Below are 18,115 nucleotides of genomic sequence, written 5' to 3'. Positions count from 1 at the left end.
GACCCAAGGTATAATGGAGCGCCGCTCGGCCCGCCCCTACCCTCCCCGCCAAAGACGGATGGGGAGAGGACAGGATGCGGATTTTGGCGGCGCTTCTGGCCGGCAGCGCAATGGGGCTGGTCGGCGGAACGGCATGGGCACAGACGCCCGATCAAGGTGACAGCGCGCGCCAGCCGATCATCGTCACCGCACCGGGCGGCGCGGTCGATATCGACGATGCGCTCACCCTGACCGCCGCCGACATCAGCCGCACCGGCAGCCCGGATATCCTGGGCGCCCTCACCCGCAATTTCGCCGGCGTGACGTTGCAGGATGCGCAGAATAATCCCTGGCAACCCAATCTCGTCTATCGCGGCTTCACCGCCTCCCCGTTGCAGGGCCAGTCGCAGGGCATCGCCGTCTATCTGGACGGCGCCCGCTTCAACCAGCCTTTCGGCGACACGGTGCAATTCGATCTGTTGCCGCAAGCCGCAATCCGCAGCGTCGCCCTGCTCGACAAGAGCGCCGTCTATGGCCTCAATGCCCTGGGCGGCGCGCTGACGCTGGAAACAAAGACCGGGGCCAGCGATCCAGGGCTGGAAGCCAGCCTCTCCCACGGCCGCTTCGGCATGACGGAGGCCAGCGTGGCCGGCGGCGCCGCCTGGGGCGACTGGAGCGCCTTCGGCGCCTTCCAATATACGCATGACGATGGCTGGCGCGATCATTCGCCCTCCACTCTTTATAATGGCTATGCCGATCTGGGTTTCGACACCGCGACGGGTGGCCTGCACCTCAAGGTCGTCGGCGCCAACACCAACCTTACCGGCAATGGCGTGTCGCCGGTCGAACTGCTCGCCGCCGACCGCCGCGCCGTCTTCACCTGGCCCGACAATAGCCGCAGCCGCTATGGCCGGGTGAGCCTCCACCCCTGGGTCGCCCTGTCGGACACCACCCGGATCGAAGGCACGCTCTACGCCCAGAAACTCACCCTGCGCACCGTCAATGGCGACGCCGCCGATATCGAAGGGTGCGAGGATGACGATGATGCCGGCTTTGTCTGCCTCGAAACCGTCGGCGCGGGCGATGATGAGGAGGAACAGGCCGTCCTGACCGACGCCGATGGCAATCCCATCGCCGACACGCTGGGCGGCGAAGGCTATGGCGTGCTGAACCGGGGCCGCACCGCCACGCGGGCGATGGGCGCGCTGGTCCAGTTGATCGACAAGCGGACGCTGGGCGCGGGCGAAAATGTCTTCGCATTGGGCTTCAGCTACGACAGCAGCCGCACCCGCTTCGATACCGCCACGGAACTCGGCGCCCTGACCGACGACCGCAGCGTCGATGGCTTGGGGTCGATCATCGTGCAGGAGGACGGCGCGATCGCGCCCGTGGGCCTCATCGCCCATACCGATTATTGGGGCGTCTTCGCGCAGGATCGCCTGCCCATCACGTCGCGCCTCTCCGCCGAAATCGCCCTGCGCTACAACCATGCCCGCATCGTGATGCAGGACCAGATCGGCACCGCCTTGAACGGCCGCCACCGCTTCGAGCGTCTGAACCCCGGCATCGAATTCGACTATGCGCTTTCGGACGGCCTCAGCCTGCGCGCCGGCTATGCGCAGAGCAATCGCGTGCCGACCCCGGCCGAACTTTCCTGCGCTGATGAAAATGCGCCATGCAGCCTCACCAACTTCTTCGTCGCCGACCCGCCCTTGAAGCAGGTCGTCGCCAAAAGCTGGGAAGCCGGCGCCAAGGGCAAGGGGCAGCTTGGCGGTTTTGCCATCGACTGGCTGTTGTCCGCCTATCGCACCGACAATCGCAACGACATTCAATATGTCGCGTCGGAAATTCGCGGCCGCGCCTATTTCCGCAATATCGGCATGACCCGGCGGCAGGGCGTCGAAGCAACCCTGCACGCCAGCCGGGGCGGGTTCACCGCCGGCCTCAGCTACGCCTTTATCGACGCCAGCTATCGCGCCCCGCTCACCCTCTCCAGCCCCGCCAATCCTTCGGCGGACGAGGATGGCCTGATCGCGGTCGCACGCGGCGACCGCCTGCCCGGCATCCCCCGGCACAGCGCCACGCTCAGCCTCGATTATGCTGCGAAGGGCTGGTCCGTGGGCGGCGATATACTGGCCCGTTCCGGCCAATATCTGATCGGGGATGAAGGCAATGACGAAGCGAAACTGGGCGGCTATGCGGTCGTCAACTTGCGCGCCAGCGTCACCTTGATACGGGGTGTCAGCCTGTTCGGCACGCTCAACAACGCCTTCAACCGGCGCTACGCGACCTTCGGCACCTTCGGCGAAGTGGACGAGATCGAGTTGGAGGAAGCTCCCGGCGCCTCCAACCCGCGCGCTTATGGCCCCGGTGCACCGCGCCGCTGGCAAGTCGGCGTGAAGGCGCTATTCTGACCGGCAGACACAAGGAGAGAGACGCTCATGACCGCTTATTTCGTCGCCGTGCGCAACAGCATATCGGACCCGGATACCTTCGCCACCTATGGCGACCTGGCGCAGAAATCCATGGCGGGTCATGCGATCACGCCGCTGGCCGTCTATGGCAAGACGCGCGCCACCGACGGGCCGTCCACCGAAAGCGCGGTCATCATCGCCTTCCCGACCTTCGAGGAAGCCGAAGCCTGGTATGACAGCCCCGCCTATCAGGAAGCATTGGGCTACCGCTTGAAGAGCGGCGACTATCAGACATTCATCATTCAGGGCGTCGACTGACCTTCAAATCCGAAAATTGAATACAAGCCATTGATTATAAACAGAAATAGGAAGGCATGCGTTCAACTTGAACGCATGCCTTCCTAAAATCCGTCATTAAACAACGACTTAAATTTCAAAAAACCCGCAAATACTGTCCAACTCGCTGTCTCATTCACGGCACATCCACCCGCGGCAGCAGCTTGGCTTCCAGCCCCGGATAGAGATGCGACACGCTGCGCTGCAATTCATAGCGTGCCGCCGCCATCGTCGCGAACCGGTCCGGAATCGGCAATTCCCCCGCCTCGACCATGTCCAGTCCGTCCCGCACCGCCTGCGTCAGCGTCGCCTCCAGCCAGCCGATCCAGTCGCGCGTCTGATCGATCGCCGCCATGCCGCCCGCATCGAACGGCCCATGACCCGGCAAGACCCCCTTGTGCGGCAGCGCCTTCAACTGGTCGAGGCTGCCGCGCCATTTAGCAAGGTCCGCCGTCGGCGTACTCGGCGCCCGGTCGTGAAAGATGAGGTCGCCGCCCAGCAGCAGCCCCGTCTGCGAATCGAGCAACGCCAGATCGGCGCCGCTATGCCCCGACAATGCCAGCAGCCGCAGTGTCCGACCGCCAAAATCCTCATCGCCCTGCCCGATCACCTTGCTCGGCAGGACCAGATCCGTGCCGCGCATCCAGTCGCCCAGCAGCCGATACATGCCATCGGCATAGCCCTGCCCCTCCGCCCGCAGCGCGTCGATCGTGCCGGGCAGCGCCGCGACGATGGCCGGATCGAACGCGCCCAAGCCCATACCATGATCGGGATGGAGATGACTGACATAGACCCGAACCACCGCCTTGCTCGTCAGTTGCTCGGCTTGCTCGCGCAGCGCGCGGGCATAGCGGATGGACGGCCCGCATTCCCACAGCACGGTCCCGGCCGGCGTGGCGATGATCGCGATATTGGCGATCGCCCCACCATTATCCGCCTCGATCGGCGCATCCGCCCCGCGCACCAGCCAAACGCCTTCCCCGATCGGTTCCGGCGCAATCGCATAGTCCGCTGCTCGCGCCGGCGCAGCCGCCAGCACCGCCATGCCGCCCAGCACGGACCGCCGCGACAGGATCATCGGCCCGCCGGCATGGGGGACTGGCGTGCCACAGACAGCGCCGCCCGATAATCGCGCCCATTGGTATCCCGCGCCTCGACACGCAGCGGCTCGCCCGCCCCGCCATCGACCATCAGCGTGATGGCCGGGTCTTCGGCCACAGCGGCCCATATCTCCATCTCGCCCAGCGTCCGCTCCCCCGCCTTCACGCTCAGTGCCTCCAGATGATAGGTGGCGATGTTGGCGACGAAGCCGGTATCCATCGGATGACGGAAGCTGAGCCGCACCCGGCTGACGCCGTTCGCCATCGGCCAGGCTTCGCCCCGTATCTCGCCCAGATGATCGGCCCAATCGCCCTTCACCCGGCTGACCGGCGGCGCCGAACAGCCCCCGCCTGCCGCATCGACCCAGCCGCCCGATACCAGCCATTCCCCGCTCGCCAGTTGCACAGCGCCCCGCACCGGGGTCCGCTGGTCCAGCTTGATCCGGGTGGCGACATAGGCGGCGGCATGCGTGGGGCGATAGTCGATCGCGATCGGTATGGGATTGAGGTCGACCAGCAACACCATGCGGGTGACGCCGGGAATGGCGCGGGCGTCGATGGCGACCGGGAAGGATCGCTGATTTTCGGCGATCATCGGGAAATCGACCTTCACCCGTGGATCGAACCGTACCGGATCGTCACCGAACAGGGTGCGGGCATGGGCGTCCCACATCGGCGACCCCAGTGGATCAACGGGCGCTTTCGCCCTGGCCTCGGCCGCAACCGACACCAGGGCGAGCGCGACCCAAAGGCTTGCCTGCCTTTGCAACATCCTTCTCCCTTACGGTGGGGTCTATTCTCCTTCGCGGTCGGTTACTATTGGCCGTTGGTCGTATCGGGAGAGAGACATGCGCCTTGCCCATATCGGCGTGCTGATGATCGCCCTGCTGCTGCCCGCGCCTGCGCTGGCGCAGGATGCCCTGTTCGATGCGGAAGGCTATCGCATCGCCCATTATCGGGCGCCGGTGCATAGCGCGCCGCCCGGTGTCGGTCGCATCGCGCCGCAAGCCGCAGCGCAGTTGCGCCCCGGACGGGACGCGCTGTTCATCGACGTCCTGCCGGCCGAGGGTGGCCATCGAGAGTCGGACGGGCGCTGGCGGCTGGCCATGCCGCATAAATCCATCCCCGGCGCCCATTGGTTCCCCGAAGCGGGCCGGGGCGAACTGGCCCCCGGCATCGGCGACTGGTTCATGCAAGGCATCGCCCGGCTGACGGGCGGGCGGCGCGACCGGATGCTGATCCTCTTCTGCCGGTCGGATTGCTGGATGGGCTGGAACGCGGCCAAAAGACTGCGCGCGCAGGGCTATGACAATGTCTGGTGGCTGGCCGAAGGGGTCGAAGGCTGGACCGACCTGAAAAGGCCGCTTTCCCGCGCCCGGCCAGAGGGCGGGGTCGCTCCATAGGACCAAAGGTCAATTGTGCGCGCAGCCCCTGTGGCCGCACTCTCCAGCCAATCCGGCAGACCAAGCCGTTCGATTCCATGGAGAGTGATTTGACTGACCTGCGCATCCCGGCCTGCTTGCTGACCGCCGCCGCCCTCGCCTTTTCGCTGCCTGCGGCTGCCAAAGACATCGTCGTCCAGATGAAGAATCAGGGCACCGATGGCGCCATGGTGTTCGAACCCAGCTATGTGAAGGCCGCGCCCGGCGACACGATCCACTTCAAGCCGACCGACGCCAGCCACAATGCCGAAACCATGGCGAACATGCTGCCCGCCGGCGCCACGCCGATGAAGGGTGGCATGAACAAGGAAGCGGTGCTGACCGTCAGCAAGCCGGGCCTCTACGGGGTCAAGTGCATGCCGCATTATTCGATGGGCATGGTCGCGCTGGTGCAGGTGGGCAAGGTGACGCCGGCCGACGTCGCCGCCGCCAAGGCCGTGAAACTGCCGCCCTTCGCCGCCAAGCGCATGACCGCTGCGCTGGCCAAGGTGAAGTAAGCGCCGCCTCTTTCATTCAGACGCATAGCATTCGGGAGTAGAAGCATGTTGCAGCAAGCAATGGAGCGTTTCGCGGGAAAGACGCTGATCCGCGATCAATATGACAATTATATCGGTGGCGAGTGGGTCGCCCCGGTACAGGGCGGCTATTTCGACAATATCTCCCCCGTGACCGGTCAGGTCGTCGGCAAGATCGCCCGCGGCACCGCCGGCGACATCGAACTGGCGCTGGACGCTGCGCACAAGGCGAAGGATGGCTGGGGCAAGACATCGTCTACCGAACGGTCGAACATCCTGCTGAAGATCGCCGATCGGATGGAGGCCAATCTGGACCTCATCGCGATGGCCGAGACGATCGACAACGGCAAGCCGATCCGCGAGACGACCCATGCCGACATCCCGCTGGCCATCGATCATTTCCGCTATTTCGCCGGCTGCGTCCGCGCGCAGGAAGGGTCGATCAGCGAGATCGACCATGACACGATCGCCTATCATTTCCACGAGCCGCTGGGCGTGGTCGGCCAGATCATCCCGTGGAACTTCCCGATCCTGATGGCCGTGTGGAAGCTTGCCCCGGCACTGGCGGCGGGCAACTGCATCGTGCTCAAGCCCGCCGAACAGACGCCAATGTCGATCCTGGTCCTGCTGGACGTCATCGGCGACCTGCTGCCGCCTGGCGTGCTGAACGTCGTCAACGGCTTTGGCGTGGAAGCGGGCAAGCCGCTCGCCAGCAACAAGCGGATCAGCAAGATCGCCTTCACCGGTGAGACGACGACCGGCCGCCTGATCATGCAGTATGCCTCGGAAAATCTGATCCCCGTCACGCTGGAACTGGGCGGCAAGTCGCCCAACATCTTCTTCGCCGACGTGATGGATGCTGATGACGATTATTTCGACAAGTGCCTGGAAGGCTTTGCGATGTTCGCGCTCAACCAGGGCGAAGTCTGCACCTGCCCCAGCCGCGCGCTGATCCAGGAATCCATCTACGAAAAGTTCATCGAACGCGCGATCGCACGGGTAAAGGCGATCAAGCAGGGCAGCCCGCTCGACCCCAGCACCATGATCGGTGCGCAGGCATCGAACGACCAGCTCGAAAAAATCCTCTCCTATATCGAGATCGGCCTGAATGAAGGCGCCGAACTGCTGACCGGCGGCGAACGGGCATCGCTGGATGGCGAACTGGCCGACGGCTATTATGTGACCCCGACCGTGCTGAAGGGCCACAACAAGATGCGCATCTTCCAGGAGGAGATTTTCGGCCCGGTACTGGCCGTCACCACCTTCAAGGATGAGGCCGAAGCGCTCGCCATCGCCAACGACACGCTCTACGGGCTGGGCGCGGGCGTATGGACTCGCGACGGGACGCGCGCCTATCGCATGGGCCGGGGCATCCAGGCTGGCCGCGTATGGACCAACTGCTATCATGCCTATCCCGCTCATGCCGCGTTCGGCGGGTATAAGCAGTCGGGCATCGGCCGCGAAAACCACAAGATGATGCTGGATCATTATCAGCAGACCAAGAATCTGCTGGTCAGCTACAGCCCCAAGGCATTGGGCTTCTTCTAAGCGGGGAACGGTTCGTCAGAAGGCGTTCTCCCTCTCCAACGCGCCTTCGACGGCGGCGGGCACCCTTCCCCGGTGTCGGCCGCACCGTTGTTTTTGAGGGAATGGAGTCAGATATGACGGCACTGCCACCACGAATATTGGCAACGGCGGAGGCTGAGGCACTGATGCAGCGGCTGACGTCCATGCACGGCCCGCTGATGTTCCACCAATCAGGCGGCTGCTGCGACGGCTCCGCGCCGATGTGCTTCCCGCGCGGCGAGTTCAAGGTCGGCGCACAGGATGTGCTGCTGGGCCATGTCGCGGGCGACCTTCCGGTGTGGATCGGCGCGGCGCAGTTCGAATATTGGCGCCATACTCAGATCACGATCGACGTCGTGCCGGGGCGCGGCGCGGGCATGTCTCTGGAAAGCCCCGAAGGGGTGCGTTTCATCGTCCGTTCCCGCATATTCGACGATGCGGAAAATGCCCGGCTGGAAGCGGCGGGCGACCCGCCCCATGGCGATGATTTCCCCGGATGACAATCTGATGCGGGACAGTGCATAACCTTGTAAAAACAAGGGCAGGTTGCAGGAGAGGGACATGACCATATTGGCGTCGGAGATCGGCTTCGCATCGAGCCACTCGCACGATCCCGCCATGGCGATGGCGGAGGTCGCGCGGCAGCTGGGCGATGCACCATTGGCGGGTATGCTGCTCTTCTGCTCCCACCGTTTCGATCGCGATGCGCTGGCCCGCGCGGTCAACCGCCATAGCGAACATATCGTCGCCATCGGTTGCACCAGCTCGGGCGAGCTGACCGAGGCCGGCTATGATGAGGACAGCCTGAGCGTCATCGGCTTTCCAGCGGATGCCTTTCATCTGACATCTCATATTTTCGACGATATCGACGCGTTCGATCCTGTGACCGCGCGCGAGGAAATCCGAGCGCTGGCCGCCATCGCCGATCGCGACAGCCGCCATCTGGGGGGCAAGGTCAACCATGTCGCGCTGTTCCTGGTCGATGGCCTATCGCATCGCGAGGAATTGCTGACGATGACGATGCAGGATGCGCTGGGCGACATTCCGCTGATCGGCGGATCGTCCGGCGATGGCCTGGCCTTTCGCGAAACCGCGATCTTCGAGGGCGGCCGTTTTCACAAGCGCGCCGCGGTGATCGCCATCCTGTCCACCCCCCGCCCGATCCATGTGTTCAAGGCGCAGCATTATCGCCCCGGCGCGGCCAAGATGGTGGTGACCGGCGCCATCCCGCACGACCGGATCGTGACCGAAATCAATGCCGAGCCGGCGGCGCAGGAATATCTGCGGCTGGCGGGCCATGCCGGCGAGGAACTGGGCCTGGCCTTCTACGCCGCCCATCCACCGATGGTGCGCGCTGGCGGCGACTATCATGTCCGCTCGATCCAGAGCGCCAATGCGGACGGCAGCCTGACATTCTATTGCGCGATCGACGAAGGGATCGTGCTGACGGTGGGCGAACCGATCGACCGTATCGCCGGCATGGAATCCATGTTCGCCGATATCGGGGCGCATGTCGGGCAGGTCGACCGGATCATCGCCTTCGATTGCGTGCTCAACCGCATCGATGCGGAACAACGCCAGATCGGCCGCGCCGTGTCCGAACTCTATGGCCGCCATCGGGTCATCGGCTTCAATACCTATGGCGAACAATATCATGCGCTGCACGTCAACCAGACGTTCAGCGGGCTGGCCATCGGGCGATGAGCGTGGCCGAACCCGACCCTGAATTACACGGTCTGCGGGAAGAAAACCGCAAATTGCGCAAGATCAATGCGGCGCTGATCGATCGCGTCGAACGATCGAGCGACATGGCCGGCAATGCCTTTTCGATGTTCGAGACAGCGATCACGCTGGAAGCCATGGTGCGCGACCGGACCATGGAGCTGGAAGATGCGCTGGGCCGGCTGGCGACCGCGAACGCCGAACTGGCGCAGGCCCACGCCATGGCGGATGCGGCACAGGGACGCCTGCGCGACGCGATCGATTCGATCAACGAAGGCTTCGTGCTGTTCGATGCGGAGGATCGGCTGGTCCTCTATAACGATGCCTATCTGGGCTTCTGGCCGGAAATCGCAGACCATGTGCGCGAAGGACTGGCCTTCGAGGATGTCGCCCGCCTCGCCGCCGCCTATCACCAGCCGCTGGGATCGGTGGTGGCCCCCGACCGCTGGGTATCTGACCGGCTGGCCCGCCACAGCATCGCCGATGGCGGCCATGTTCAGGCATTGGCGGACGGGCGATGGGTCCAGATCAACGAGCTGCGTACCAGCGAAGGCGGGATCGTCGGCATCTATACCGACATTACCGAGGTGAAGGCGGAGGATGCCCGCAATCGCGCGCTGGAACTGGCCGAACGCAATCTGGTGCTGCAATCGACGCTGGATAACCTGTCCGAAGGCGTGTGCCTGTTCGACGCACAGGGCCGCATCGCCGCCTGGAACGAAGCGTTGCAGCATCTGCTGGGCCTGCCCGACGATTGGGTGCAGGAAGGGGCCAGCCATGCCGCCCTGCTCAATTGGTGCCGCGATCATATGGGCATGGCGGATCGGGGGTGCCTCGACTGGCGCGGCGACCGGCCGGGCGAACCGGCTCATGCGCTGGTATCGGCCGGCGACCGCCATTTCGAATTGCGCAGCACCGCGCTGGATCGCGGCGGGCAGGTGATCGGCTTTACCGATGTCACCGACATGTTGCGCGCGCAGGCCGGCTTGCAGGAAACCGCCGAAACGCTGGAACGGCGCGTGGCCGATCGCACCGCCGAACTGCGTGCCGAAGTCGCCGAACGGCGCGAGATCGAAGGGCAGTTGCGCGACGCCAAGACGGCAGCCGAAAAGGCGAACCTGTCCAAGACCAGCTTTCTGGCGGCGGCCAGCCACGATCTGTTGCAACCATTGAATGCCGCGCGGCTGTTCGTCGCGGCGCTGGGCGACCGGCGGCTGGCGCTGCCGACCCGCGCGCTGGTCAACCAGACATCGACGGCGCTCGATTCGGTCGAGGATCTGCTGGAGGCACTGCTCGAAATCAGCCGCCTCGACGCAGGCGCGATCCAGCCGGAGATTAGCGACTTCCGCCTCGATACGCTGCTCGGCACCTTGCGGGTCGAATTTGCCCCCGTGGCGCGTGCAGCGGGACTGACGCTGGACATGACGAGCGAACCGCTATGGGTCAGGTCCGACATCCGCCTGGTCCGCCGCATCCTCCAGAACTTCCTGTCCAATGCGCTGCGCTATACTCAACAGGGATCGGTGCGCGTCGTCTGCCTTGTCGATGCCGGCACGATCCATGTGAGCGTCACCGATACCGGCTCCGGCATTGCCGCCGACAAGCAGCCACTGGTGTTCGACGAGTTTCGCCGCTTCGACACGCGCACCAGCGGCAAGGGGCTGGGCCTCGCCATCGTCAAACGGGCGAGCGACATGCTGGGCCACAAGGTAACGCTGGAATCTGCGCCGGGACGCGGATCGACCTTTGCGATCGCACTGCCGGTGGGCGAGCCGGTGGCCGATCCGGACAGCGGCCCGACCAGCATCGGGCGCGACCGCAGCATGCGCGGCCTCAACGTGCTGGTGATCGACAATGAGCGGGCGATCCAGACGGGCATGCGCACCTTGCTGGGCGGGTGGGGCTGTACCGTGCAGACTGCCGGCGGCTTTGCCGAGGCGACGGGCCTGTTCGCGCCAGGGGAAGCGCCCGACATCATCCTCATCGACTATCATCTGAACGATGGCGAGACGGGCGATACCGCGCTCGACCGGCTACGGGCCCATTTCGTCCTGCCCGTACCAGCCGTCATGATCTCCGCCGACCGCGGCAAGGAATTGAAGGCGCGCCTGGATGCCGATGGCATCCCGCTTCTCAACAAGCCGGTAAAGCCCGCCCAGTTGCGCGCGCTGCTGCGCACCATGCTGAAATAGCGCCTGCCGGCCACCCCGACGCTGGACCTGCATCGCGCACGCGCTACTAGGGACGGATATAGGTGGAAGCGGGGGCCGCATGCATCCGATGCAATTGTTCGAACTGGTGATCGCCATGCTGCTGGCGATCATCGTGCTGCACTATGCGGCGCACAAAATGGGCCTGCCGCCCGCCGTCGCGCTGCTGACCGGCGGGGTGCTGTTCGCATTCGTGCCGGGCCTGCCGGTCCTCTCGCTTGATCCCGAGCTGGTGCTGGTGATCTTCCTGCCCCCGCTATTGATGGACGGCGCCTGGTTCATCGCGCTGCGGCACCTCCATCGCCATATGCTCGGCATCATCGCGCTGGCGGTGGGCGCGGTGATCTTTACCACCGTGATCATCGCACTGGTCACGCATATGCTGGTGCCCAGCCTGCCCTGGGCTGCCTGCGCCGCGCTGGGCGCGATCGTCTCGCCGCCCGATGCCGTATCGGCGCGCGCCGTGTTGCAGCATGTCCGCCTGCCCCGTCGCCTCTCCATCCTGCTGGAGGGCGAAAGCCTGTTCAACGATGCCAGCGGCCTCGTCCTCTTCCGCTTCGCCATCGCGGCGGGCGTGACCGGCGCATTCAGTCTGGTCGAGGCAGTGGAGAGTTTCCTGTTGCTGGCGATCGGCGGCGCGGCGATCGGTGCAGCCGTGGGCGCCGCCTGGGTCCGGCTGACGCCGCGGCTGGACGACAAATATCTGATGATCGCCTCGTCGCTGCTGGCGCCCTGGGCCTCCTACCTGCTGGCTGAAACGGTGCATGTGTCCGGCGTGATCGCCACCGTGACGACCGGCCTCATCTGCGGCTGGTACCAGCATGTCGTCTTCTCCGCGACGGTGCGGATGAACGGCACGGCTTTCTGGGCAGTGATGATCTTCCTGATGGAGGCGTTCGTCTTCCTGCTGATCGGCTCCTCTTTGCGCGGGGTGATCGACCGGGTCGGCGGCTTCGAACTGGTGCTGGCGCAGATGACCGGCCCCGTGCTGGCGATATTGCTGGCGCTGACGCTGGCGCGCTTTGCCTGGGTCTTCGGATCGGATGGCGTCATCCGTCTGCTTCGGGCGATGGGCGTGCGCCGTTATACGCCGATCGGCGCGCGATCGGCCGTGGTGCTGGGCTGGGCCGGCATGCGTGGCGTGGTGACGCTGGCGGTGGCGCTCAGCGTGCCGGAGGGGTTCCCCGGTCGCGACTTCATCCTGGTCGCATCCTTCGCCGTCATCATCGGCACGGTGCTGATTCAGGGGACGACGCTGGGCGGGGTCATCCGCTTGATGCGGCTGGAGGAACCCGTCAGCGATCGCGCGCGCCTCAGCATGAGCGAAGCGGAAGCCGCCATGGCGCAGGCGCAGCTGCGCGTGGTCGAGGTTCATGCCCATGATGCCGACGGTGTGCTGCTCCATCCCCGCCTGCTGGAGCGCTATCAGCGCCATGCGACGCTATCGGCCAGCTATGCCGGGCAGGAAGAGGAACATGCCCATATCCTGCACGCCCATTTCGATCTGGTGCTGAAAGCTGTCGCCGCCGGCCGGATCGAATTGCTGCGCCTGCACCGGATCGGCGATATCGACGAGCATGTGTTGCAGGAACTGGAGCGCGACCTCGACCTGGAAGAGATGAGCGCTTTGGCGGCCAAGGCCTGACACGACGATGCGCCGCCGGCCGGGAGGCAGGCGGCGCATCGAACAGCCTGTCGACGCCGTCAGTCTGTGCCGAAATGCACCCGGTTAGCCTTGATCACCGCCTGGGTGCGGCTCAATACGCCCAGCTTCTGGAGGATGGCCGAGACATGCGCCTTGATCGTGGTCATCGACACGTTGAGGTCATGCGCGATCTGCTTGTTGAGGCGGCCGTTGACCAGATGGCCCAGCACCGTCTTCTGCTGCGGGGTCAGGCTGTCGATACGCCGGGCGATATCATCTTCCTCGGCCGACGGGGCAGCGCCCTCGCCCATGGTTTCGGGCAGGTAGATTTCGCCCGACACCACGCGATGCAGCGCCTCGACGATCGCGCTGCGCTTCAAGGATTTGGGAATGAAGCCCGCCGCACCAGCGGCTAGCGCTTCCTGTACGATAGCCCGGTCGAACGCCCCGGATACCATCACCACCGGCAGGATCGGGAAGCGATCGCGCAGCAATTTCAGGCCATCCAGCCGCCGCACGTCGGGAATATTGAGGTCGAGCAGGATCAGGTCGAAATTATCCTGCTTTTCCAGCGTGGCGACGGCTTCTTCCAATCCAGCCGCCTCGAAAATCTCGATATTGTCGAAACTGATCGCGATCACGCTGCGCAATCCATCGCGCACCAGCGGATGATCGTCGATGATCAGCACCCGCTCCATGATCGCGTCCCCGCCCATATAATGCCCCATATCCTGCCCCTGCCCATGATGATCGGACACATCATGGGACGTGGCAAGCCGCAATATACCGGGCGGGAATGCCGGGGCCGACTGCGTATGATGTCCACGTCCCATGACGATCATGACGAAATATTCCTTATTTGGGCAGCTTGAACACCCAGAGGGCGCCGCCCTGGTTGATGTCCTTGAACGATTTGGCGACCTCGCCGCCCCACAGCGGCACCGCGCCGCCCCAGCCCGACATCACCGCCACATATTGTTCGCCATCCTGTTCCCAGGTGACGGGCGAACCCACCACGCCGGATCCGGTCTGGAATTTCCACAATTCCTGTCCGGTCTTGGCGTCGAAGGCCTTCAGATAACCTTCAGGCGTGCCGGTGAAGACGAGGTTGCCGCCGGTAGTCAGAACGCCGCCCCACAAAGGCGCCTTGTTCTTATATTCCCACACGATCTTGCCGGTCTTGGGGTCCATGGCCCGCAGCGCACCGATATGGTCTTCGGCGATCGGCTTGATGGTGAAGCCCGCGCCCAGATAGGCCGCGCCCTTCTTGTAGGCGATCGGCTCGTTCCAGATGTCCATGCCCCAGTCGTTGGACGGGATGTAGAACAGGCCGGTATCCTGGCTATAGGCCATCGGCATCCAGTTCTTGCCGCCCAGGAAGGATGGCGAGGCAAAGACCGGCTTGCCCTTGCCCTCACCGGGCGCTGGCGGACGGCCTTCGGGAATGACGTTGGGCTTGCCATTCTTGTTGAAGCCGTTTGCCCAAGTCGTCTGCATGACGAACTTGTTGGCGCTGATGAACTTGCCGTTGGTGCGGTCGAGGACGAAGAAATAGCCGTTGCGGTCGGCCTTCGCGCCCAGTTTCATCGGCTTGCCGTTGATCGTCGCGTCGAAGGGAATGAATTCATTCACCCCGTCGAAATCCCACCCGTCATGCGGCGTCGTCTGGAAATGCCATTTGATGACGCCGGTTTCCGGGTCGATCGCCAATGTGGAGGCGGTGTAGAGATTGTCTCCGGGGCGCAGATGACTGTTCCACGGCGCAGGGTTGCCGGTGCCGAAGAAGAGCAGGTTGGTTTCCGGGTCATATGTGCCGCCCAGCCATGTCGCGCCGCCGCCGCTCTTCCACAGGTCGCCCTGCCAGGTCGCGTTGAGCTTGCCGGTGATGCCGTTATCCTTGCCCTTGAGCGTGCCCATATGGCCTTCGATCACGGGGCGGTGCCAGATCAGCTCGCCGGTATTGACGTCGCGGGCATCTACCGCGCCGACCACGCCGAACTCGCCACCCGAATTGCCGGTAATGACCATGCCCTTGACGATCAGGGGCGCGGCGGTGGCGCTATAGCCTTCCTTGTAATCAGCGATCTGCTTGTTCCAGATCACCTTGCCGGTGTTGCGGTTGAGCGCGACCAGACGCGCGTCGAGCGTGGCGAAGATGATCTTGTCGCCATAGATGGCCGCGCCGCGATTGACGACGTCGCAGCAGGGCATGATGCCGTCTGGCAAGCGGGCATCATATTGCCATTTTTCCTCGCCGGTGCGGGCGTCGAAGGCGAAGACGCGCGAATAGCTGCCCGTCACATAGATGGTGCCGTCATAGACGATCGGCTGCGCTTCCTGACCGCGCTGCTTTTCCCCGCCCAGCGACGCGGCGAAGGCCGGCACCAGCTTCGACACATTGCTGGTGTCGATCGCCTTCAATGTACTGAAACGATGCGCCTGCGGCCCCATGCCGTAAGTCAGAACGTCGCCGGTCGATGCCGCGTCGTTCATCAGATCCGCATCCGTTGGCCCATTGGCCAGCAGCGGCGCCGCGGCGACCGCCAGCGACAGTGCGGCAACGCCCGACAGCGCCCGCATCATCGGTCCTTTCATAACCATCCTCCCTATTGAACGGGCGCTCTACGCCCGTTTACGTGCAAACTATGCCACCCCGACAAAGCGGCAATTGGACCTTGGGTCGCCGTTCAGCCGGCCGCGTTAGCGGGCGTCCAGGTGACGCCATAGCGTTCGAACAGCGCCTTCATCTCGCCGCTGGTCGCCATGGCGGTCGTGATTTCCTCGACGGCATCGCCCAGCGTGCGGCTATTTTCCTTGACCGCCATGCCGATATCCCAGCCGGGCGAGGCGAAAGCCGGCAACGGTCCCTTGCGCAGGGCCAAAGCCTTGCCGTCGGACCGATGGGCGCCTTCTTCGATCTGGGCACGACTGGCGAGAACCGCATCGGCCTGCCCGGCCATGGCCGCGGCGACAGCTTCCGATCCGGTTGGATAATGGCTCACATCCTTCGCGAGCACCCCGCCGAAGCTGCCGATCAGATAGAAATCGGGAATGGAGTCCAGCTCGACCGCCAGCTTGCGCCCCTTCCATTCGGTCGGCAGCGCCTCGACCGCCAATCCGTTGCTGCCGGCCAGTCCGAAGCTTTCACGATAATAAGGGGCGATGATCGCCACCTGATCATTGCGCGCGGCAAAGGTCCGGTCGAACGGCACATGCAGCATCAGGTCGCCGGGCGTGAAGCCGAGCAAGCCCCCCTTCCACACGCCATTGCGCAGATCGTCGTCCGCGCTTTCATCCGCCACCAGTTGGGCGACGTCGGCTCGCACGCCCAGCTTGGTCGCGATCGCCTGCGCCAGATCGACGTCCAGCCCGACCAGCTTGCCGCCCTCTTCCCAGGACCATGGCCGGTTATTCTGATAGACGACCACCCGGATGGTGCCGAGTGCCTTGACCTTGGCAAGGGGGGCAGCCGCCAGCCGGTCGGGCATCAGCCCCAACGCCAGCGCCGCCCCCGCCCCGCCGATCAGCCCCCGTCGCGAGAGCATGGCGATCAGCCTTCGTGCTTGGTTTCGAGCCAGGCGCGGATCGCCCAGCCGGCCTTCTGGCCCAATACGTCGCCGAAGGGCGGCATATAGACTTTGCCGTCATGGCTGGAGCCGTGACGGAAGCGTTCGGCGAACCATTGATCGCCCGACTCGCCGGCCTCCAGATAGCGCAGGTCCGGCGCGATGCCGCCGCTTTCCGCATCCAGCCCATGGCAGCGCGCGCAATTCTGGCCATAGGCCGACTGACCGATCTCGATCGCCTTGGCATTGCCGCTATAGGGGTTTTTCTCCAGCCAGGCTTCGCCGATGTCCGGCAGCGCCGAGGTATCCACAGCCTGCGGCGTCACGTCGCCATGCGCCATCAAAGTTGTGGTTGCGGTCATGCCCAGCATCGCCATGGCACCCAGCAACGCGACCCTACCCAAATTCATCATTATATCCTCACCCGGTCGGTTTTCCCCTGATGGGTCCGAGTGTAGGCCGGGGCGGGCCGCGCCCCCATTGGCCATTGGTACAATCCCGTAGTCGACGCCCTCTGGATAGATCATTGGAACGAGATAAGGGACGGAGAGGACAGGACGATATGAAGCGCATCTTGATGGCCGGGCTGATGCTGCTGCCTGCCGCCGCCCATGCCGAAGCCCTCTATGTCTCTAACGAACGGGGCAACAGCGTCAGCGTGATCGACGCTGCATCCGGTAGCGTCACCGCGACATGGCCGGTGGGCGGCCGGCCGCGCGGCATTACCCTGTCGAAGGACGGCCAATATCTCTATCTGTGCGCCAGCCTGGACCATGCGGTGCAGGTGATCGAGCGGGCGACAGGCAAGGTCGTCGCCGAACTGCCCTCCGGGCAAGACCCGGAGCAATTTTTCCTGTCGCGCGACGGCAAGACCTTGTTCGTCGCCAATGAGGATGACGCTGCACTGACTGCGATCGACCTCGCCACCCGCACCGTCGCCTTCCAGGTCGATGTCGGCGGCGAACCGGAAGGCGTGGCGCAAAGCCCGGATAGCCAGTGGGTCGTGGTCACGTCCGAAGAGGATGATGTCGTCAACTGGATCGACCTGAAAACGAAGACGATGGTGGCCGAGACGCCGGTCGACCTGCGGCCACGCCATGTCGAATTTACCGGGGACGGCAAGCAGCTGTGGGTCGCGGCGGAAGTGGGCGGTACCGTACAGATCATCGACACGGCTACTCGACAGGTGAGCGAGACGCTGCACTTTGCCATTCCCGGCATCCCCGAGCATCGCATCCTGCCCTGCGGCATCCGCTTCACGCCCGATGGCAAGACCGCCGTGATCGCTCTGGGCCGCGCCGATCATGTCGCGCTGGTCGATGTCGCGACCCGCAAGGTGCGCAGCTATGTGCCGGTCGGCAAGCGCGTCTGGCATATCGCTATCGGCGCCGACGGCGCCCATGCCTATGCCGCCAATGGCCTTTCGGACAATGTCTCCGTGATCGATCTGGCCAAGGCGGCCGTGACCGGCACGATCGCGGTCGGCGCCGCGCCTTGGGGCATCGTCGCCGCGCCCTGATTCGTGCCCCGCCTGGCGTGCTGTCCGAAGGAACGAGAACCTAAGTCCAATTTCTCCCCTCCCCCTTCCGCCGCACTCTCCGCCGCAGCCGGAGACAAGCT

The 18,115-nt window shown here is 64.5% G+C and carries 16 protein-coding genes; 10 read left to right on the top strand and 6 right to left on the bottom strand.

Annotated features, from left to right (window positions below; all coding sequences use genetic code 11):
* The first annotated feature begins 74 nt into the window (after nt 1–74).
* Nucleotides 75–2,393 (top strand): TonB-dependent receptor, encoded by a 2,319-nt coding sequence (locus F4U95_RS06690; protein ID WP_150425077.1) that lies wholly within the window; start codon nt 75–77, stop codon nt 2,391–2,393.
* 27 nt (nt 2,394–2,420) lie between these two features.
* Nucleotides 2,421–2,711, top strand: a complete 291-nt coding sequence (locus tag F4U95_RS06685) for a DUF1330 domain-containing protein (protein ID WP_150425076.1) — start codon at nt 2,421–2,423, stop codon at nt 2,709–2,711.
* A gap of 154 nt (nt 2,712–2,865) precedes the next feature.
* Here F4U95_RS06685 and F4U95_RS06680 read toward each other — a convergent pair whose 3' ends face one another.
* Together F4U95_RS06680 and F4U95_RS06675 are read right to left on the bottom strand one after the other, a co-directional pair.
* Nucleotides 2,866–3,807: a quinoprotein relay system zinc metallohydrolase 1 gene (locus F4U95_RS06680; protein WP_150425075.1), complete on the bottom strand. Its 942-nt coding sequence runs from the start codon at nt 3,805–3,807 to the stop codon at nt 2,866–2,868.
* Nucleotides 3,804–4,601 carry a quinoprotein dehydrogenase-associated SoxYZ-like carrier gene (locus F4U95_RS06675; protein WP_170267477.1) on the bottom strand — a complete coding sequence of 266 codons (798 nt, stop codon included), beginning with the start codon at nt 4,599–4,601 and terminating at the stop codon, nt 3,804–3,806. The genes F4U95_RS06680 and F4U95_RS06675 overlap by 4 nt, the downstream gene beginning before the upstream one ends.
* Before the next feature lie 103 nt (nt 4,602–4,704).
* Between F4U95_RS06675 and F4U95_RS06670 the strand changes: the two genes are divergently transcribed.
* The 7 genes from F4U95_RS06670 to F4U95_RS06640 all read left to right on the top strand — a co-directional run bounded on the left by F4U95_RS06670 (nt 4,705) and on the right by F4U95_RS06640 (nt 12,929).
* Nucleotides 4,705–5,232 (top strand): rhodanese-like domain-containing protein, encoded by a 528-nt coding sequence (locus F4U95_RS06670; RefSeq protein WP_150425253.1) that lies wholly within the window; start codon nt 4,705–4,707, stop codon nt 5,230–5,232.
* 77 nt (nt 5,233–5,309) lie between these two features.
* Nucleotides 5,310–5,768, top strand: a complete 459-nt coding sequence (locus tag F4U95_RS06665; RefSeq protein ID WP_211363953.1) for a pseudoazurin — start codon at nt 5,310–5,312, stop codon at nt 5,766–5,768.
* Nucleotides 5,769–5,813: 45 nt separating this feature from the next.
* On the top strand, nt 5,814–7,334 hold the full coding sequence (gene adh, locus F4U95_RS06660; protein WP_150425073.1) for an aldehyde dehydrogenase: 1,521 nt from the start codon (nt 5,814–5,816) through the stop codon (nt 7,332–7,334).
* Between the two features lie 113 nt (nt 7,335–7,447).
* Nucleotides 7,448–7,852, top strand: a complete 405-nt coding sequence (locus F4U95_RS06655) for a DUF779 domain-containing protein (protein WP_150425072.1) — start codon at nt 7,448–7,450, stop codon at nt 7,850–7,852.
* Nucleotides 7,853–7,913: 61 nt separating this feature from the next.
* Nucleotides 7,914–9,056: an FIST N-terminal domain-containing protein gene (locus tag F4U95_RS06650; protein ID WP_150425071.1), complete on the top strand. Its 1,143-nt coding sequence runs from the start codon at nt 7,914–7,916 to the stop codon at nt 9,054–9,056.
* A complete protein-coding gene (locus tag F4U95_RS06645; protein WP_150425070.1) occupies nt 9,053–11,266 on the top strand; it encodes a hybrid sensor histidine kinase/response regulator in 2,214 nt (737 codons plus the stop codon). Before F4U95_RS06650 ends, F4U95_RS06645 begins: the two co-directional genes overlap by 4 nt.
* Before the next feature lie 88 nt (nt 11,267–11,354).
* On the top strand, nt 11,355–12,929 hold the full coding sequence (locus tag F4U95_RS06640) for a Na+/H+ antiporter (protein WP_246171515.1): 1,575 nt from the start codon (nt 11,355–11,357) through the stop codon (nt 12,927–12,929).
* Between the two features lie 59 nt (nt 12,930–12,988).
* Here F4U95_RS06640 and F4U95_RS06635 read toward each other — a convergent pair whose 3' ends face one another.
* The 4 genes from F4U95_RS06635 to pedF all read right to left on the bottom strand — a co-directional run bounded on the left by F4U95_RS06635 (nt 12,989) and on the right by pedF (nt 16,905).
* On the bottom strand, nt 12,989–13,771 hold the full coding sequence (locus F4U95_RS06635) for a response regulator (RefSeq protein WP_120251415.1): 783 nt from the start codon (nt 13,769–13,771) through the stop codon (nt 12,989–12,991).
* A gap of 13 nt (nt 13,772–13,784) precedes the next feature.
* Nucleotides 13,785–15,524, bottom strand: a complete 1,740-nt coding sequence (locus F4U95_RS06630) for a methanol/ethanol family PQQ-dependent dehydrogenase (protein ID WP_120251414.1) — start codon at nt 15,522–15,524, stop codon at nt 13,785–13,787.
* 92 nt (nt 15,525–15,616) lie between these two features.
* Nucleotides 15,617–16,474: a substrate-binding periplasmic protein gene (locus F4U95_RS06625; protein WP_150425068.1), complete on the bottom strand. Its 858-nt coding sequence runs from the start codon at nt 16,472–16,474 to the stop codon at nt 15,617–15,619.
* A gap of 5 nt (nt 16,475–16,479) precedes the next feature.
* Complete coding sequence (gene pedF / locus F4U95_RS06620) at nt 16,480–16,905, bottom strand: cytochrome c-550 PedF (RefSeq protein ID WP_150425067.1); 426 nt, start codon at nt 16,903–16,905, stop codon at nt 16,480–16,482.
* A gap of 152 nt (nt 16,906–17,057) precedes the next feature.
* Here pedF and F4U95_RS06615 point away from each other — a divergent pair, with 152 nt between their 5' ends.
* Nucleotides 17,058–18,014, top strand: a complete 957-nt coding sequence (locus tag F4U95_RS06615; RefSeq protein WP_150425066.1) for a PQQ-dependent catabolism-associated beta-propeller protein — start codon at nt 17,058–17,060, stop codon at nt 18,012–18,014.
* The last annotated feature ends 101 nt before the right edge of the window (nt 18,015–18,115 follow it).

This window comes from Sphingobium limneticum (assembly GCF_008710165.1).
Taxonomy (GTDB): domain Bacteria; phylum Pseudomonadota; class Alphaproteobacteria; order Sphingomonadales; family Sphingomonadaceae; genus Sphingobium; species Sphingobium limneticum.
Note: the sequence above shows the minus strand (reverse complement) of the source record. Positions and strands in the feature narration are given on the sequence as shown.

What these genes read in the sequence shown, in the direction of transcription:
- F4U95_RS06690 (WP_150425077.1), top strand. Translation starts at nt 75, where the DNA reads ATGCGGATTTTGGCGGCGCTTCTGGCCGGCAGCGCAATGGGGCTGGTC.
- F4U95_RS06685 (WP_150425076.1), top strand. Translation starts at nt 2,421, where the DNA reads ATGACCGCTTATTTCGTCGCCGTGCGCAACAGCATATCGGACCCGGAT.
- F4U95_RS06680 (WP_150425075.1), bottom strand. Translation starts at nt 3,807, where the DNA reads ATGATCCTGTCGCGGCGGTCCGTGCTGGGCGGCATGGCGGTGCTGGCG.
- F4U95_RS06675 (WP_170267477.1), bottom strand. Translation starts at nt 4,601, where the DNA reads ATGTTGCAAAGGCAGGCAAGCCTTTGGGTCGCGCTCGCCCTGGTGTCG.
- F4U95_RS06670 (WP_150425253.1), top strand. Translation starts at nt 4,705, where the DNA reads ATGATCGCCCTGCTGCTGCCCGCGCCTGCGCTGGCGCAGGATGCCCTG.
- F4U95_RS06665 (WP_211363953.1), top strand. Translation starts at nt 5,310, where the DNA reads ATGGAGAGTGATTTGACTGACCTGCGCATCCCGGCCTGCTTGCTGACC.
- adh (WP_150425073.1), top strand. Translation starts at nt 5,814, where the DNA reads ATGTTGCAGCAAGCAATGGAGCGTTTCGCGGGAAAGACGCTGATCCGC.
- F4U95_RS06655 (WP_150425072.1), top strand. Translation starts at nt 7,448, where the DNA reads ATGACGGCACTGCCACCACGAATATTGGCAACGGCGGAGGCTGAGGCA.
- F4U95_RS06650 (WP_150425071.1), top strand. Translation starts at nt 7,914, where the DNA reads ATGACCATATTGGCGTCGGAGATCGGCTTCGCATCGAGCCACTCGCAC.
- F4U95_RS06645 (WP_150425070.1), top strand. Translation starts at nt 9,053, where the DNA reads ATGAGCGTGGCCGAACCCGACCCTGAATTACACGGTCTGCGGGAAGAA.
- F4U95_RS06640 (WP_246171515.1), top strand. Translation starts at nt 11,355, where the DNA reads ATGCAATTGTTCGAACTGGTGATCGCCATGCTGCTGGCGATCATCGTG.
- F4U95_RS06635 (WP_120251415.1), bottom strand. Translation starts at nt 13,771, where the DNA reads ATGATCGTCATGGGACGTGGACATCATACGCAGTCGGCCCCGGCATTC.
- F4U95_RS06630 (WP_120251414.1), bottom strand. Translation starts at nt 15,524, where the DNA reads ATGAAAGGACCGATGATGCGGGCGCTGTCGGGCGTTGCCGCACTGTCG.
- F4U95_RS06625 (WP_150425068.1), bottom strand. Translation starts at nt 16,474, where the DNA reads ATGCTCTCGCGACGGGGGCTGATCGGCGGGGCGGGGGCGGCGCTGGCG.
- pedF (WP_150425067.1), bottom strand. Translation starts at nt 16,905, where the DNA reads ATGAATTTGGGTAGGGTCGCGTTGCTGGGTGCCATGGCGATGCTGGGC.
- F4U95_RS06615 (WP_150425066.1), top strand. Translation starts at nt 17,058, where the DNA reads ATGAAGCGCATCTTGATGGCCGGGCTGATGCTGCTGCCTGCCGCCGCC.